The sequence below is a fragment of the Kitasatospora sp. NPDC088742 genome, from assembly GCF_055584905.1.
Genome location: NZ_JBVJLD010000029.1, coordinates 80,896 through 95,183, shown reverse-complemented (window position 1 = coordinate 95,183; position 14,288 = coordinate 80,896). Strand labels below are relative to the sequence as shown.

13 protein-coding genes and 1 pseudogene are annotated in these 14,288 nt (G+C 74.6%); 9 read left to right on the top strand and 5 right to left on the bottom strand.

Annotation, left to right across the window (positions count from 1 at the left end; translation table 11 throughout):
• Positions 1 to 2 precede the first annotated feature (2 nt).
• Positions 3 to 782: pseudogene (locus ACZ6ZR_RS22790) on the top strand (ADP-ribosylglycohydrolase family protein); the annotation flags it as partial.
• Between the two features lie 368 nt (positions 783 to 1,150).
• Positions 1,151 to 1,801: an MOSC domain-containing protein gene (locus ACZ6ZR_RS22785; protein WP_465645029.1), complete on the top strand. Its 651-nt coding sequence runs from the start codon at positions 1,151 to 1,153 to the stop codon at positions 1,799 to 1,801.
• 20 nt (positions 1,802 to 1,821) lie between these two features.
• On the opposite strand, the gene ACZ6ZR_RS22780 is transcribed toward ACZ6ZR_RS22785, so the two are convergent.
• Positions 1,822 to 2,541 (bottom strand): GNAT family N-acetyltransferase, encoded by a 720-nt coding sequence (locus ACZ6ZR_RS22780; protein WP_465645027.1) that lies wholly within the window; start codon positions 2,539 to 2,541, stop codon positions 1,822 to 1,824.
• 648 nt (positions 2,542 to 3,189) lie between these two features.
• Between ACZ6ZR_RS22780 and ACZ6ZR_RS22775 the strand changes: the two genes are divergently transcribed.
• Positions 3,190 to 4,134, top strand: a complete 945-nt coding sequence (locus ACZ6ZR_RS22775) for a proteasome assembly chaperone family protein (RefSeq protein ID WP_465645025.1) — start codon at positions 3,190 to 3,192, stop codon at positions 4,132 to 4,134.
• Between the two features lie 4 nt (positions 4,135 to 4,138).
• On the top strand, positions 4,139 to 5,029 hold the full coding sequence (locus tag ACZ6ZR_RS22770) for an SGNH/GDSL hydrolase family protein (RefSeq protein WP_465645023.1): 891 nt from the start codon (positions 4,139 to 4,141) through the stop codon (positions 5,027 to 5,029).
• An 84-nt stretch (positions 5,030 to 5,113) separates the two neighbouring features.
• Here ACZ6ZR_RS22770 and nirD read toward each other — a convergent pair whose 3' ends face one another.
• From nirD to ACZ6ZR_RS22750, 4 genes are all read right to left on the bottom strand, one after another.
• Positions 5,114 to 5,461, bottom strand: coding sequence for a nitrite reductase small subunit NirD (gene nirD, locus ACZ6ZR_RS22765; RefSeq protein WP_465645021.1), 348 nt, complete (start codon positions 5,459 to 5,461; stop codon positions 5,114 to 5,116).
• Positions 5,458 to 8,055, bottom strand: a complete 2,598-nt coding sequence (gene nirB, locus ACZ6ZR_RS22760; protein ID WP_465645019.1) for a nitrite reductase large subunit NirB — start codon at positions 8,053 to 8,055, stop codon at positions 5,458 to 5,460. The genes nirD and nirB overlap by 4 nt, the downstream gene beginning before the upstream one ends.
• A gap of 151 nt (positions 8,056 to 8,206) precedes the next feature.
• Positions 8,207 to 8,587, bottom strand: coding sequence for a hypothetical protein (locus ACZ6ZR_RS22755; protein ID WP_465645017.1), 381 nt, complete (start codon positions 8,585 to 8,587; stop codon positions 8,207 to 8,209).
• An 80-nt stretch (positions 8,588 to 8,667) separates the two neighbouring features.
• A complete protein-coding gene (locus ACZ6ZR_RS22750) occupies positions 8,668 to 9,639 on the bottom strand; it encodes a GlxA family transcriptional regulator (RefSeq protein ID WP_465645015.1) in 972 nt (323 codons plus the stop codon).
• 120 nt (positions 9,640 to 9,759) lie between these two features.
• Here ACZ6ZR_RS22750 and ACZ6ZR_RS22745 point away from each other — a divergent pair, with 120 nt between their 5' ends.
• The 5 genes from ACZ6ZR_RS22745 (at position 9,760) to ACZ6ZR_RS22725 (ending at position 14,287) form a co-directional block, all read left to right on the top strand.
• A complete protein-coding gene (locus tag ACZ6ZR_RS22745; RefSeq protein WP_465645013.1) occupies positions 9,760 to 10,698 on the top strand; it encodes an NADP-dependent oxidoreductase in 939 nt (312 codons plus the stop codon).
• A gap of 10 nt (positions 10,699 to 10,708) precedes the next feature.
• Positions 10,709 to 11,335, top strand: a complete 627-nt coding sequence (locus ACZ6ZR_RS22740) for a hypothetical protein (RefSeq protein WP_465645011.1) — start codon at positions 10,709 to 10,711, stop codon at positions 11,333 to 11,335.
• A 34-nt stretch (positions 11,336 to 11,369) separates the two neighbouring features.
• Positions 11,370 to 12,086 (top strand): alpha/beta fold hydrolase, encoded by a 717-nt coding sequence (locus tag ACZ6ZR_RS22735; RefSeq protein WP_465645009.1) that lies wholly within the window; start codon positions 11,370 to 11,372, stop codon positions 12,084 to 12,086.
• Positions 12,087 to 12,153: 67 nt separating this feature from the next.
• Entirely contained in the window at positions 12,154 to 12,909 is a 756-nt protein-coding gene (locus tag ACZ6ZR_RS22730; protein ID WP_465645007.1) for a sirohydrochlorin chelatase, read from the top strand.
• Between the two features lie 97 nt (positions 12,910 to 13,006).
• Positions 13,007 to 14,287 (top strand): deoxyguanosinetriphosphate triphosphohydrolase, encoded by a 1,281-nt coding sequence (locus ACZ6ZR_RS22725; protein ID WP_465645006.1) that lies wholly within the window; start codon positions 13,007 to 13,009, stop codon positions 14,285 to 14,287.
• The last annotated feature ends 1 nt before the right edge of the window (position 14,288 follow it).

Sequence of the window (14,288 nt, the reverse complement as noted above, 5' to 3'; positions counted from 1 at the left end):
ACCTGACCCGACGTCAACTCCCGCCCGGCCCCTGGCCGTGGACGGACGACACCGAGATGGCCTGCTCGGTGCACGCGGCCCTGAGCGAGCGGGGTGAGGTCGACACCTTCGACCTCACCCACGCCTTCGCCCACCGCCACGACTTCGACCGCGGCTACGGGCCTGCCGCCAACCGCCTGCTCCGCCTCGTCCGCGAGGGCGGTGACGCCCGGCGGTTGGCCGCCGCGCTCTTCGACGGCCAGGGCTCGTACGGCAACGGCGCCGCGATGCGGGTGGCCCCGCTGGGCGCCGCGTACGCGGAGGATCCGGCGCGGGCGGTGGAGCCCGCCGCCGCTACGGCCGTGATCACCCACACCCACCCGCAGGCCGTGGCCGGGGCGGTGGCCGTCGCGGTGGCGGCCGCGTACGCCGTGCGGGCCCGGACCGAGCCGACCACGCCGGAGGGTCTGCTCGGCGACGTGCTGGCGCTCACCCCGGACGGGGCGGTGCGGCGCGGGATCGCCGAGGCCGTGACGCTGCTGGGGGAGGCCGACCACCGGACGGCCGCCCGGCTGCTCGGCAACGGCAGGCTGGTGAGCGCCGCCGACACCGTCCCGTTCGCCCTCTGGGCCGCCGCCCGCAACCTCGGTGACTACCCGGCAGCCCTCTGGGAGACCGTCTCGGCCGGTGGGGACGTGGACACCACCGCCGCCATCGTCGGCGGCGTGGTGGCCGCGCACACCGGGGCGGCGGGCATCCCGGCCGCCTGGCTGGCCGCCGCCGAGCCCCTGCCGGACTGGGCCACCCCCGAGCCGGGCGGCGTGGCCGGCCCGCGCGGGCGGGCGATGCTGCGGCCGGAGCCGGTCGCCTTCCCGGAGCTGGAGTGGACGGCGGAGGACTGGCGGCGCGTCAGGTCCCGCGAGCAGCGGCCCGGTGACTGGTACCGCTACACCCGGGACGGCGTGCTGCACCTGGTGAGGGAGGGGGACGCTCTCTTCGCCGTGCTGGTGCGGCCGGTGCGCGGCGGTGGCTTCCGGCCGGTGGCGGCGATGGTGGAGACGGACCCGGGCCGGGCCGTCCTCAGGGACCCGGCCGGGGTGCTGGCCGGGGTGCTGCCGGCGCTCTGAAACGGGGGTGCGGGCGCGCGGGAGGGGGTCGTACGCTGCGCCACATGGCTCATCTACGCTCCCTCAACCTCGCCCGCCCGCGCCCCAACCCGGCCAAGCCGGAGGCGGGCAGCACCGGAATCGACAAGCGCCCCACCGGCCTCGCGGTGCTGGTCACCGCCCCCGGTGAGGGCGGCTCCGGCCTGTCCGGGGACGCGATCTTCGACACCGCCCACCACGGCGGCGCCGTCCAGGCCGTCTACGCCTACGCCGGGGAGACCCTGGACGCCTGGGCCGCCGAGCTCGGCCGGGAGCTCCCCGACGGCTGCTTCGGCGAGAACCTGACCACCAGCGGACTGGAGGTCGACGGCGCCCTGATCGGCGAGCGCTGGCGGGTCGGCGAGCGGCTGCTGCTGGAGGTGACGGTGCCCCGGATCCCCTGCTCCACCTTCGCCGACTGGCTGGAGGAGCAGGGCTGGGTGAAGCGCTTCACCCAGCGCGCGCTGCCCGGGGCCTACCTGCGGGTGCTGGAGCCCGGCGAGATCCGGGCCGGGGACGCCGTCACGGTGGAGCACCGCCCGGCGCACGACCTGACCGTGGCCGAGACCTTCCGCGCGCTGACCACCGAACCGGCGCTGCTGCCCCGGCTGGTGGGCGTCGAGGAGCTCCCCGCCAAGACCCGCGACCGGGTCCGCGCCCGGCTCGCGGGGCGCTGACCCCGCGAGCCGACGGGCCGTCAGGCCGAGAGCAGCGTCGTGCCGGCGCCGAGGCACTCCTGCGGGAGTGCCCGGTCCGGCGCGCTCGGCGAGGTGGCGGCGGCGATCCGGAGCTCGATGATGTCCCGCACGGCGGGCCACTCCTCGTCCAGGATCGAGTAGAAGGCGGTCGAGCGGACCACGCCGTCCAGGCCGCGCGAGTGGGCGCGCCGCACGCCCTCGCAGGTGGCGCCGAGGCGTTCGATCGCTGTGCGCGAGCGCAGGTTCCGGGCGTCCGCCCGGAGCGAGATCCGCTGCACGCTCCAGTGTTCGAAGGCGTGACGGAGCATCAGCAGCTTGGCCTCGGTGTTGATCCCGGTGCCCTGCGCCTTGGCGGACAGCCAGGTGGCACCGATCTCGGCGGCGTCCGGCACGGCGTGCAGCGGATCGCCGACCGGCACGCCCGGGGTGGGCGGCCAGACCACCGGGCCCTGCCAGTAGTCGAGCTCCTGGAAGCGGGTCGAGCCCACCACCCGGTTGTCCGCCACCGCGACGGTCGCGAACGGCACCGAGCGGCCCGCCGCCTGGTCGGCCAGGGCGCGCGCGATGTACTCCCGGGCGGCTTCGAGGCCGTGCGGGACGGGTGTGAAGGCGTAGGTCGTACGGTCCTCGGCGCCGGCCTCGGCAAGGGCCGCGGCGTGGTGCTCGGCGAGGGGCTCCAGCCGCACGGTGCGGCCGATGAGGGTGACGGGTACGGGCACGGAACCTTCGGTCCTTCGGCTGTCGTAGGAGCCCGGGCACCGTGGTGCGGCACTCGGGCGGGACGTTTCGCCCCGGAAAGCCGGGCCCGTCGGTCACTTCTGCGTAGCCGGGAACGCCGGCGGTCGTGAGTGCAGGGGTGGCGACGGCCCGTGTCCGGGCAGCGCGGTGCCGGAACGGACTCGGATCAACGGACCGGTCCGGCGGGGATGAGCGAGGGGACAGTGTGCGTCCGCGAGATGGCCGAAAGAGTTGAGAGTGCGCGAAGAGAAACAGGCGGCCAAGTGAAGGCAAGGTGCAGTGGGGGTGTCTGCCCGCAGCGTATCCGGGCCGGACCGACGGCGTGACAGACGACCGTGGCGACGACGCGGCGATGCGAGGCAGCGAGAGGACGATACCCGCCCGGAGGCAATGCGTCACTTCACGGCGCGTCATCCGTGGCGCGTGCTGTCAGGTCGCCCGCCGTACTCCATCCGACGGGCCGTCCGGCACGCCCCCCACCTGCGGTTTCCTGCCGGGATGCGATGATTCTGGCGCGTTCGCCCAGCACGGGGGCCGGGGGGTCGGCAGAGTGGGAATGCCGGGGCTGCCGGGTGTGCTGGACTGAGCGGGTAGACGGATACGACGACACGAACGGGGTTGGGTGCGCGGTGCGGGATCCCAAGGAGCTGTACACGCTGGAGCAGCAGGGCGTGGACGCGCTGGCCGCCGCCGGTGCCGCCATCGGCCCGGACGGTGTCGGGCTGGTGCTGCTGTACCACTTCGAGGGCTTCATGGACGCCGGTGAGGCCGGCGGCCAGGTGGTCACCCACCTGCTGGAGCAGGGCTCCCCGCAGGTGGTCGCCCGCTTCGACCACGACCGCCTGGTGGACTACCGGGCGCGCCGCCCCGCGATGACCTTCGACCGCGAGAAGTGGACCGACTACGACCCGCCGGAGCTGCTGCTCCAGCTGGTCCACGACTCCGTCGGCACCCCCTTCCTGCTGTTCACCGGCCCGGAGCCGGACACCGAGTGGGAGCTCTTCGCCGCTGCCGTCCGGGAGTTGGCGGTCCGCTTCGAGGTGCGCCTGGCGGTCGACTTCCACGGCATCCCGATGGGCGTGCCGCACACCCGCCCGGTCGGCCTCACCCCGCACGGGAACAGGCTGGACCTGGCCGCCGGGTACCCCAAGTGGTTCGACCAGGCCCAGGTCCCGGGCAGCGCCCAGGCGCTGGTGGAGTACCGGCTGGCCGAGTCCGGGCAGGAGGTGCTCGGCTTCGCGGTGCACGTGCCGCACTACGTGGCCCGCTCGCCCTACCCGGCGGCGGCCGTGCTGATCCTGGAGGCGGTGCAGTCCGCCACCGGCCTGGTGCTCCCCGGCACCGAGCTGCGGGACCGGGTCGGTGAGGTCTACGCCGACATCGAGGAGCAGCTCTCCCAGGGGGACGGCGAACTCGCCGCGGCCATCCGGGGGATGGAGAGCCAGTACGACGCGGTGGCCGGGGCGGAGGGCCGGGACAGCCTGCTCGCCGAGGCGGCCGAGCTGCCCTCGGCGGACGAACTCGGCCGCCGGTTCGAGGAGTTCCTCGCCGAGCACGAGCGCGGCGGGGAGTAGCGGCTTGCGGCGCAGCCGGCCCGGGGCACTGGCGGCCCCCGTACTGCTCGTCCCGGTCCTGCTCACCGGATGCACGGCGGGCGGGGCCGGCGCCTCCTCGGCCGAGGGCACCCCGGCCGCCCCGGTGGGGCGGTACGTGGCGATGGGGGACTCGTACACCTCGGGCCTGGGCGTGCCGCCGCAGGGCGGTGACCCGGCCGGGTGCTTCCGCTCCGGGGTCAACTACCCGGCGCTGGTGGCGAAGGAGCTGGGGGCGGCCGAGTTCGCCGACGTCAGCTGCAGCTCGGCCCGGACACCGGACCTGACGGCCCCGCAGAAGGTGAAGGGCGGGGTCAACCCGGCGCAGTTCGACGCGCTCTCGCCCGGGACGCGGCTGGTCACCCTGGGGATCGGGGCCAACGACGCCGGGTTCATGGAGGTGCTGACCCGCTGCGGCCTGGCCAGCTTCACCGGCCGGGGCTGCCGGGCCGAGTTCACCGCCAAGGGCGGGGCGGACGAGGTCTCCGGGCGGATCGCGGCGGCCGGCGAGAAGGTCGGCACGGCACTGGCCGAGCTGAAGCGGCGGGCGCCGCAGGCCCGGGTGCTGGTGGTCGGGTACCCGGAGCTGTTCCCGGCCGATCCGGCCCGCTGCGCGCAGACCCTGCCCGGGGTGACGGCCGCCGACGTGGCGTACCTCACCGAGAAGCAGCGGGAGCTGGCGGGCGAGCTGCGCCGCCGCACCGAGGCGGGCGGGGCCGCCTACGTCCCCACCACGGCCCCGGGGCGCGACATGTGCGCGGGGCCGGCGGCCCGCTGGGTGGAGCCGCTGGATCCGGCCGACGGGCTCTCTCCGCTCCACCCGAACGCGGCGGGCGAGCGGGGCATGGCCGACGCGGTGCTCGCCGCCGTGCGCTGAGCCCGCGCGAGGCTTCGGTGAGCAAGAGAGCCGGTGGCCGCAGATCAGGGCTGTGACTGCGGCCACCGGGGTCTTGACGGCGGGTCAGGCGACCCGGGTGGGGTGGACGGTGACGGTGACGGTGTCGTCGTCCAGGCACTCGCCGGTGGCGAGGTCGAAGCGCTGCTTGAGGAGCGGCGAGGCGACGTAGACCCTGCCCTCCGGGGTGGAGCCCAGCAGGCCTCGGGAGAGCACGTAGGCGCCGGTGAACGGGTCCCGGTTGGCCAGGGCGTAGACCCGGCCCTGACGGTCCGTGAAGACGGCGGCCTGGCTGCCGTCGGGGAGCAGGACGGCGACGCCGCGGCCGGCGGTGAGGGCGGCCCGGTCGCAGACCGGGAACCAGCCGTCGGGGGTCTGCAGTTCGACCCGGGCGGTGGCGAGGGCGGTGGTCATCGGACCTCCAGCAGGTCGGCGGAGAGCTTGGCGAGCAGCTGCTCCGGGGTGGCGAGGATCTCCAGGTCGGGCTTGACCTGGTCGCGCTCGGCGGTGAACCGGACGCTCGGGTCGGGCACACCGGGGGCGTTCACGAAGGAGACGAAGCGGGAGAGCCGCTCCGGGTCGGCCAGGGTGGCGGCCCACTCGTCCTGGTAGTCGGCGACGTGATGGGCCATCAGCGCCTCCAGGTCGGCCGCGATGCCGAGCGAGTCGTGCACCACCACGTCGCGGACGTGGTCGAGGCCGCCCTCGATCCGGTCCAGCCAGGTGGAGGTGCGCTCCAGCCGGTCGGCGGTGCGGATGTAGAACATCAGGAAGCGGTCGACGTAGCGGATCAGGGTCTCGTCGTCGAGGTCCTGGGCCAGCAGGTCGGCGTGCCGGGGGATCGCGCCGCCGTTGCCGCCGACGTAGAGGTTCCACCCGTTGGCGGTGGCGATCACGCCGAAGTCCTTGGCCTGTGCCTCGGCGCACTCGCGGGCGCAGCCGGAGACCCCGGACTTGAACTTGTGCGGGGAGCGCAGGCCCCGGTAGCGCAGCTCCAGCTGGATCGCCATGCCGACCGAGTCCTGCACGCCGTAGCGGCACCAGGTGGAGCCCACGCAGGACTTCACGGTGCGCAGGGACTTCCCGTACGCGTGGCCGGACTCGAAGCCGGCCGCCACCAGGCGGTGCCAGATCTCGGGGAGCTGGTCCACCCGGGCGCCGAACATGTCGATCCGCTGACCGCCGGTGATCTTGGTGTAGAGCCCGAAGTCCCGGGCCACCTCGCCGATCACGATCAGCTTCTCGGGGGTGATCTCGCCGCCGGGGACGCGCGGGACGATCGAGTAGGAGCCGTTCTTCTGGAGGTTGGCCAGGAAGTGGTCGTTGGTGTCCTGGAGGGCGGCCTGCTCGCCGTCCAGCACGTAGCCGGAGGCGGCCAGCTCGGGGGCCAGGGTGGCGATGATGGAGGCCACCGTGGGCTTGCAGACCTCGCAGCCCTCGGCGTCCGTCAGGCGGCCGTGCTCGGCCAGCAGCTGACGGTGGGTCGGGATCCGCTTGACCCGGACGATCTCGTACAGCTCGGCGCGGGTGTGGGCGAAGCAGGGGCACAGGCCCTTGTCGACCACCACGCCGGCGGCCTCCAGCTCGTCGTTGAGCAGGTTGCCGAGCAGCTTGACGCAGGAGCCGCAGCCGGTGCCCGCCTTGGTGCACTTCTTCACCTCGGGGACGGTGGTGCACTGGTGGTCCGTCACCGCGGCCCGGACGGTGCCCTTGGTGACGTTGTGACAGCTGCAGACCACCGCGTCGTCGGGCAGTGCGGAGCTGCCGAGCGAGACCGCGGCGCCCGCGCCGGCCGGGAGGACCAGCGACTCGGCCGGGACGGGCAGCGGGTTGCCGGTGCCGGCCAGCGGGCGGAGCGAGGAGTAGGCCTCGGCGTCGCCGACCAGGATGCCGCCGAGCAGGGCGCCCTCGGAGGTGACCACCAGCTTCTTGTAGATGCCGGAGCGGGCGTCGGAGTAGACCACGTCCAGCGCGCCGGGGGTGGTGCCGAAGGCGTCGCCGAAGCTGGCCACGTCCACCCCGAGCAGCTTGAGCTTGGTGGAGAGGTCGGCGCCGGTGAACTCCTTCGCGGCCTGCCCGGCCAGCTGGTGCGCCACGCTGGTGGCCATCTCGTAGCCGGGGGCGACCAGGCCGTAGACCCGGCCGTCCACCGCGAGGGCGCACTCGCCGATCGCGTAGACCCGCTCGTCGGAGGTGCGGCAGAGGGCGTCCACCGCGATGCCGCCGCGCTCACCGACCGTCAGGCCGCAGTCCCTGGCCAGCTGGTCGCGGGGGCGGATGCCGGCCGAGAAGACCACCAGGTCGGTGGCGATCGACGAGCCGTCGGTGAAGGTCATCCCGTTGGCGGCGCCGTCGGCGGACAGGATGGCGCTGGTGCCGACGCCGGTGTGCACGACGACGCCCATGTCCTCGACGGTGCGGCGCAGTGCCTCGCCGCCGCCCTCGTCCACCTGGACGGGCATCAGGCGCGGGGCGAACTCCACCACGTGGGTCTCCAGGCCCAGGCCCTTGAGCGCCCCGGCCGCCTCCAGGCCGAGCAGCCCGCCGCCGACCACCGCGCCGACCTTGGCGCCGGCCGCGTAGGCCTCGATGGCGTGCAGGTCCTCGATGGTGCGGTAGACGAAGCAGCCCTCGGAGTCCTTGCCCTCCACCGGCGGGACGAAGGGGTAGGAGCCGGTGGCCAGCACCAGGGTGTCGTAGGCGACGGTGTGCCCGGCGGCGGTGGTGACGGTCCGTCCGGCGCGGTCGACCGCGGTGACGGGGGAGTCCAGGTGGACCTCGAAGCCGTGGGTGTCGAGGAAGCCGGGCTCGCCGAGCAGGAGGTCCTCCGGGGTCTTCCCGGAGAAGTACGAGGTGAGGGCGACGCGGTCGTAGGCGTGCCGGGGCTCCTCGGCGAGCACGACGACCCGGAAGCGGTCGGCGGCGCCGTTGTCGGCCAGGGCTTCCAGGAAGCGGTGGCCGACCATGCCGTATCCGACCAGGACGACGGTCGGCTTGGTGGTGGTCATCGGTGGGTCCCTCCGTGGTTCGTGCCCTGCGAGCTCTGGGTCCGAGCTTGATTCGCGGGTGTTTCCCGGTGGGAGCAGCGCTGTTTCACGGCCGGAACTTCGGTCTCAGCGGCGGTGGAGGGGCGGTGTGAGCCCCGGCCGGTGGCCGGGGTCAGCGAGTCCGGGACGGCAGGCCCAGTGCGTCGAAGAGCTGAAGCGCCTCGAAGCGCCAGAACGGCGGCACGTCGAACCGCAGCGGCGCGGGCTGCCCGGGGAACTGCAGCACGAAGGTGGGGGAGAGCAGCCCGGCCCGGGCCTCCAGCAGGACGGCCCGGGCCTGCCCGCGGGGGACCAGTTGGACGGCCGCCCCCGGGATGCGGCTGAGGGCCCCGGCCCGGTGGAGCAGCAGGTGGTGCTCGGTGAGCGCCAGGAAGTGCGAGCCGCGCATCAGCGGGGCGCTGACCAGCAGGCCCGGCCCCTGCCGGGCGTAGGTGCCGGCCTCCAACTCCTCGCCCGGAAGGGCCTCCAGGACCCGCTCGCGGAGCTCCGCCATGAGCCGCATGTTGTACTCGGTCTGAGACCGCATCCGTTCCCGCCCCCCGTCACCGGCCCCTGGGCGGGGCCCGCAGCAGGCTACTGCGTGGCCGCCGGGGTCCGGAAGGCGTGGCGGTAGGCGAGGGGGGCGACGCCGATGGTGGCGGCCAGGTGTTGGCGGAGGGAGACGGCGGTGCCGAAGCCGGCCAGGTGGGCGACCTGGTCGACCGGGAGTCCGGTGGTCTCCAGCAGGCGGCGGGCGTGGTCCACCCGCTGCTGGATCAGCCACTGGCCCGGCGGCAGGCCGGTCTCGTCCTTGAAGCGGCGGCAGAAGGTGCGCACGCTCATCCGGGCGTGCGCGGCCAACTCGGCCAGCGGGAGCGGCCGGTCGAGGTGGGCCAGGGCCCAGACCCTGGTCGCGGCCGTGGTGGCGGCCTCCGGTTCGGGCATCGGCCGCTCGATGTACTGGGCCTGCCCGCCCTCCCGCCAGGGCGGCACCACGCAGAGCCGGGCCACCCGGTTGGCCACCTCGCTGCCGTGGTCGCGCCGGATCAGGTGGAGGCAGAGGTCGATCCCGGCCGCCGAACCGGCGGCGGTGAGCACCTGCCCGCCGTCCACGAAGAGCACGTTGGCGTCCACCCGCACCTGGGGGAAGGCCCGCTGGAATTCGTCGGCCTCGTTCCAGTGGGTGGTCGCGGGGAGGTCGTCCAGCAGCCCGGCGGCGGCCAGCACGTAGGCGGCGGTGCAGATCGACACGATCCGTGCCCCGGGCCGCAGCAGCTTCAGTGCCTGCGCCAACTCCCGTGGCAGCCAGTCCTGTTCGGCAGGGCTCTCGCAGGGGGTGAAGGGCGGGATGACCAGGGTGTCAGCGGTCCGGATCGCCTCGGCGCCGTGCGGCACCCCCACCGTGAAGTCGGCATCGGTGCGCACCGGCCCGCCGTCCAGCGAGCAGGTCACCACCTCGTAGAGCGGGGTGCCGTCGGGGGCCGCGGCCACGCCGAAGATGCGGTTGGGGATGGAGAGTTCGAAGGGGTAGACGCCGTCCAGGGCGAGGGTGACCACACGGTGCATGGCGAGATCCTTTCAGATATCGGCAATCTTGCCACTCGTCCGGCGCGGCCGGCTGCGGGATCTTGGTGTCAGGCGGCCGGACGGTCCGCCGAACACCCCTTCCGAGCAGGAGAGATGACGATGCGTGCGATCAGCCAGGACGAGTTCGGCGGCCCCGAGGTGCTCAAGCTGGTGGCGGCCGAGCGGCCGGAGCCCGGTGTGGCGGAGGTGCTGGTGCGGGTGCGGGCCACCTCGGTCAACCCGACCGACATCTGGCACCGGAGCAGCGGCGGGCTGGGCGGCCGGATCGTGCCGCTGGGCTGGGACGTCTCCGGCGTGGTCGAGGCGGTCGGCATCGGCGTCACCACGCTGGCCGTCGGCGACGAGGTCTTCGGGATGCCGCGCCACCCCGCCCCGGCCGGGACGTACGCCGAGTACGTCACCGCCCCCGCCCGCCACCTGGTGCGCAAGCCGGACGCGCTGACGCACGTTCAGGCGGCGGCCGTGCCGCTGGTCGGCATGACGGCCTGGCAGGCGCTGGTGGACACCGCCGCCGTGGAGCCCGGGCAGCGGGTGCTGGTGCACGCGGCGGCGGGCGGGGTCGGCCACCTCGCGGTGCAGATCGCCAAGGCCCGCGGCGCGTACGTGATCGGCACCGCCCGGGCCGCCAAGCACGAGTTCCTGCGCGGCCTCGGCGCGGACGAGGTGGTGGACTACACCGCCGTCGACTTCGAGACGGTGGTGGAGCCGGTGGACGTGGTGGTCGACCCGGTCGGCGGCGAGTACGGGCCGCGCTCGCTCAAGGTGCTGCGGCCGGGCGGCATCCTGGTCTCGCTGGCCTCCCCGGCCGAGCAGTACCTGGCCGAGCAGGCCGCCGCGCTCGGCCTGCGGGCCGGCTTCATGGCCGTCGAGGCGGACCAGGCCGGACTGCGGGAGCTGGCCGCGCTGGCCGGGGCGGGGCTGCTGCGGCCCTCGGTGAGCGCTGAACTCCCGCTGGAGCGCGTCGCGGAGGCGCACGAGCTCAGCCAGAGCGGGCGGACCTCCGGCAAGATCGTCCTGACCGTCGGCGCCCGGCCGTAGCCTGCACGGCATGACGACGACGCTCGACGGACTGGACGACATCCCCTGGGCGGGCCTGCGGGTGCCCGGCCCGGGCTTCGACGCCGGGAACATCCCGGCCGCCCTCCGGGCGATGGCCGCGGGGGAGGAGGGCAGCACGGACATCTGGGGCGCCGCGCTGGACGTCGCGCACGAGTACTTCGGCGGCCGCGGCGACCGGTACTCCGAGGCGGCCGAGTACGTCGTCCCGTTCCTCACCGCGCTCTGCGCCCCGTCCACGGGTTCGTCCGCCGGTTTGTTCACCGCCGAAGCCGCCGCCGAGGCGGCCGACCTGCTCCGGGAGATCGCCCTGGCGGAGCCCGACGAGTCGGAGGCGGCGGCGGGGAACGCCGGGATGCTGGAGCGCGTCAGGGCCGCCCTGCTGGCGGGGCGCCCGGCGTACTACGCGCTGCTCGACCACCCCGAGCCGGCGGTGCGGCGGGCCGGCCTGGAGCTGGTCTACGCCGTCGACTGCGGAGCACCGCACCACGCCGCCGCGCTCGAACGGGCCTGGCGGACCGAGACCGACGAGGAGACCCGCGGGACGCTGCGGCACCACCGCGAAGCCCTCGCGGCGGAGGCCGACGACCCGATGTTCGGCGCGAACGCGCCGCTCTAGACCGACCCGACCCCTCATCAGGAGTGTTCTCCGCATGACCACCTACGTCCTCGTCCCCGGTGCCTGGCACGGTGCCTGGACCTTCGAGCCGCTGGCCCGCGCGCTGCGCGCGGCCGGGCACCACGCCTACCCCGTCACCCTCACCGGTGTCGGCAGCCGCCGTCACCTGCTCAACGCCTCGGTCAACCTGGACACCCACATCGCCGACGTGGCCAACCTGATCGAGGAGGAGCAGCTGGAGGAGGTGGTGCTGGTCGGCCACAGCTACGGCGGCATGGTGATCACCGGCGCGGCCGACCAGGTGCCGGAGCGGATCTCCGGCCTGGTGTACCTCGACGGGCTGCTCCCCGCCGACGGGGACTCCTGCTGGTCCCTGGTCACCGACAACGAGCGCGAGTGGTACCTCGGCGGCGTCGGCGCCGACGGGCTGACCAGCGCCCCGCTCCCGTTCTTCGACCCCCGCGCCACCCCGCACCCGCTCGCCTCCCTGCTCCAGGCCGTCCGCCTGGAAGGGGACCTGGACCGCTTCCGGACCCGCGACTACGTCTACGCCACCGGCTGGCCCACCCCGTCCCCGTTCGCCCCCACCTACGAGCGCCTCACCGCCGACCCGCAGTGGCGCACCCACGCGGTCGACTCGGGCCACAACCTGATGCGGGACGCTCCGGACGCCCTGCTGGAGATCCTGCTGACGGCGGGTCAGGGCGGCGCCCTTGGGCCGGTGGGTCACGGCCGGGGCGGCGCGCTGTGAGCTCCGGTTAACGACGGGTTGATCCGGGAGGGCCCGGGGTGAAACAGGTGCCGGGCAGGCTGGGCCCATGACGACGACCTCCACCACCGGCCCGGCCGCCGTCCGGGTGCTGCACGCCGCCCGCCGCCCGGCCCTGGTGCTGGCGGCCCACGGCTCGCGGGATCCGGAGACGCTGGCCGAGATCCACCGGCTGGCCGCGCTGCTGCGTGCCCGCCGGCCCGAACTCGACGTCCGACCGGCCCACTTGGGACTGAACGCGCCGCTGCTGCCCGAGGTGCTCGACCGGCTGCGCGGGCCGGCCGTCCTGGTGCCGCTGCTGCTCAGCCGGGGGTACCACGTCAAGGTGGACCTGCCCGCGCTGCTGGCGTCCGCGCCGCAGGTGACCGGGGTGGTGACGGCTCCGCTGGGGCCGGACGCGCGGCTCACGGAGGTGCTCGACGCCCGGCTGCGGGAGGCCGGCTGGGGCCCGGAGGGGGACGCGGTGGTGCTCGCCTCGGCCGGTTCCCGGGATCCGGACGCCGCCACCGACACCGAGGCCCAGGCGGCCCTGCTCGCCGCCCGGCTCGGTGTCCCGGTCCGGGTCGGCACCGTCGCCGCGGGCGGCCCGAGCGTGACCGAGGCGGTCGCCCGCCTCACCGCCGAGGGACACCAACGGATCGCGGTCGCCTCGTACTTCACCGCCCCGGGCGACTTCGCCCGCCTCGCCGCGGCAGCGGCCCCGTGGATCACCTCGGCCCCGCTGGGCGCCCACCCGGGCATGGCCGAGCTGGTGCTGGCGCGGTACCAGTCGGTGGTCCGGGCCGCGGTGGCCGTCGGACGGTGAGGACCGCCCGGCGCCGGGCGGCGTCCGCCCGTCGTTCGGTGCGCGTTCTTGTGTGGTGCTGAGGGAATGTCGGCTGTCCGGCGTACGGTACTTCCATATGGACGACACCGCGTACGACCCCGCAGCCGAAGCCCGTTGGGTGCCCGAGCCGGACAAGCGGCCGGGCCGGACGGCGTTCCAGCGAGACCGGGCGCGGGTGCTGCACTCCGCAGCGCTGCGCCGGCTGGCCGGCACCACCCAGGTGGTGGCCCCGATGCGCAGTGACTTCCCGCGGACCAGGCTCACCCACTCGCTCGAATGTGCCCAGGTGGGGCGGGAGTTGGGCGCGGCCCTCGGGTGCGACCCGGATCTGGTGGAGACGGGCTGCCTGGCCCACGACATCGGCCACCCGCCGTTCGGCCACACCGGCGAGGAGGCGCTCGACCAGGCCGCCCGCAGCTGCGGCGGCTTCGAGGGGAACGCGCAGTCGCTCCGCATCCTGACCCGCCTGGAGCCCAAGCGCTTCGCCCCGCTCGGTGAGCCCGTCTCCGTGCTGGCCCCCCGCCCGGGCCACGGCGTCGGCCTCAACCTCACCCGGGCCGCGCTGGACGCCGCCACCAAGTACCCCTGGCCGCACGGCGCCCACCCCACCGACCCGGGCTCCACCAAGTTCGGCGTCTACGCCGACGACCTCCCGGTCTTCCGCTGGCTGCGCACCGGTGCGCCCGAGCTGCGCAAGTGCTTCGAGGCCACCGTGATGGACTGGTCCGACGACGTGGCGTACTCCACCCACGACGTGGAGGACGGCATCCAGGCCGGGCACGTCGACCCGGCCGCGCTGCGCTCCGCCGAGGAGCGGTCCGAGCTGTTCAAGATCGCCGACCGGTACGCCGAGGCGGAGCCCGAGGAGTTCGGCGCCGCGCTGGACAGGCTGCTGGCCGAGGAGTGGTGGCCGCGCGGCTACGACGGTTCGGCCCGGGCCAGGGCCGGGCTCAAGGACCTCACCAGCCAGCTGATCGGCCGGTTCTGCCTGGCCGCCGAGCAGGCCACCCGGGCCCGCTACGGCCCGGGCCGGCTCACCCGCTACGCCGCCGAGCTGGTGGTCCCTCAGGAGGTCCGGGTCGAGGTCGCGGTGCTCAAGGCCGTCGCCGTCCGGTACGTGATGCAGCGTGACGAGCAGGCCCAGCTCCGCGCCCGCCAGCGGATCGTGATCGCCGAGCTGGCCGACACCCTGGCCCGCACCGCCCCGTACGGGCTGGACCCGGTCTTCGCCGCCCTGTACGAGGAGGCCGAGGACGACCGGGCCGCCCTGCGCGCGGTGATCGACCAGATCGCCACCCTCACCGACGCCTCGGCCCTCGCCCTGCACTCCCGCCTGGCCGAGTCGAAGGCGACGTAGA

Bases quoted from the DNA above. Each gene is read 5' to 3' on its own strand.
- ACZ6ZR_RS22785 (WP_465645029.1), top strand. From the start codon at position 1,151: ATGGCTCATCTACGCTCCCTCAACCTCGCCCGCCCGCGCCCCAACCCG.
- nirD (WP_465645021.1), bottom strand. From the start codon at position 5,461: ATGACCACCGCCCTCGCCACCGCCCGGGTCGAACTGCAGACCCCCGAC.
- nirB (WP_465645019.1), bottom strand. From the start codon at position 8,055: ATGACCACCACCAAGCCGACCGTCGTCCTGGTCGGATACGGCATGGTC.
- ACZ6ZR_RS22755 (WP_465645017.1), bottom strand. From the start codon at position 8,587: ATGGCGGAGCTCCGCGAGCGGGTCCTGGAGGCCCTTCCGGGCGAGGAG.
- ACZ6ZR_RS22750 (WP_465645015.1), bottom strand. From the start codon at position 9,639: ATGCACCGTGTGGTCACCCTCGCCCTGGACGGCGTCTACCCCTTCGAA.
- ACZ6ZR_RS22745 (WP_465645013.1), top strand. From the start codon at position 9,760: ATGCGTGCGATCAGCCAGGACGAGTTCGGCGGCCCCGAGGTGCTCAAG.
- ACZ6ZR_RS22740 (WP_465645011.1), top strand. From the start codon at position 10,709: ATGACGACGACGCTCGACGGACTGGACGACATCCCCTGGGCGGGCCTG.
- ACZ6ZR_RS22735 (WP_465645009.1), top strand. From the start codon at position 11,370: ATGACCACCTACGTCCTCGTCCCCGGTGCCTGGCACGGTGCCTGGACC.
- ACZ6ZR_RS22730 (WP_465645007.1), top strand. From the start codon at position 12,154: ATGACGACGACCTCCACCACCGGCCCGGCCGCCGTCCGGGTGCTGCAC.
- ACZ6ZR_RS22725 (WP_465645006.1), top strand. From the start codon at position 13,007: ATGGACGACACCGCGTACGACCCCGCAGCCGAAGCCCGTTGGGTGCCC.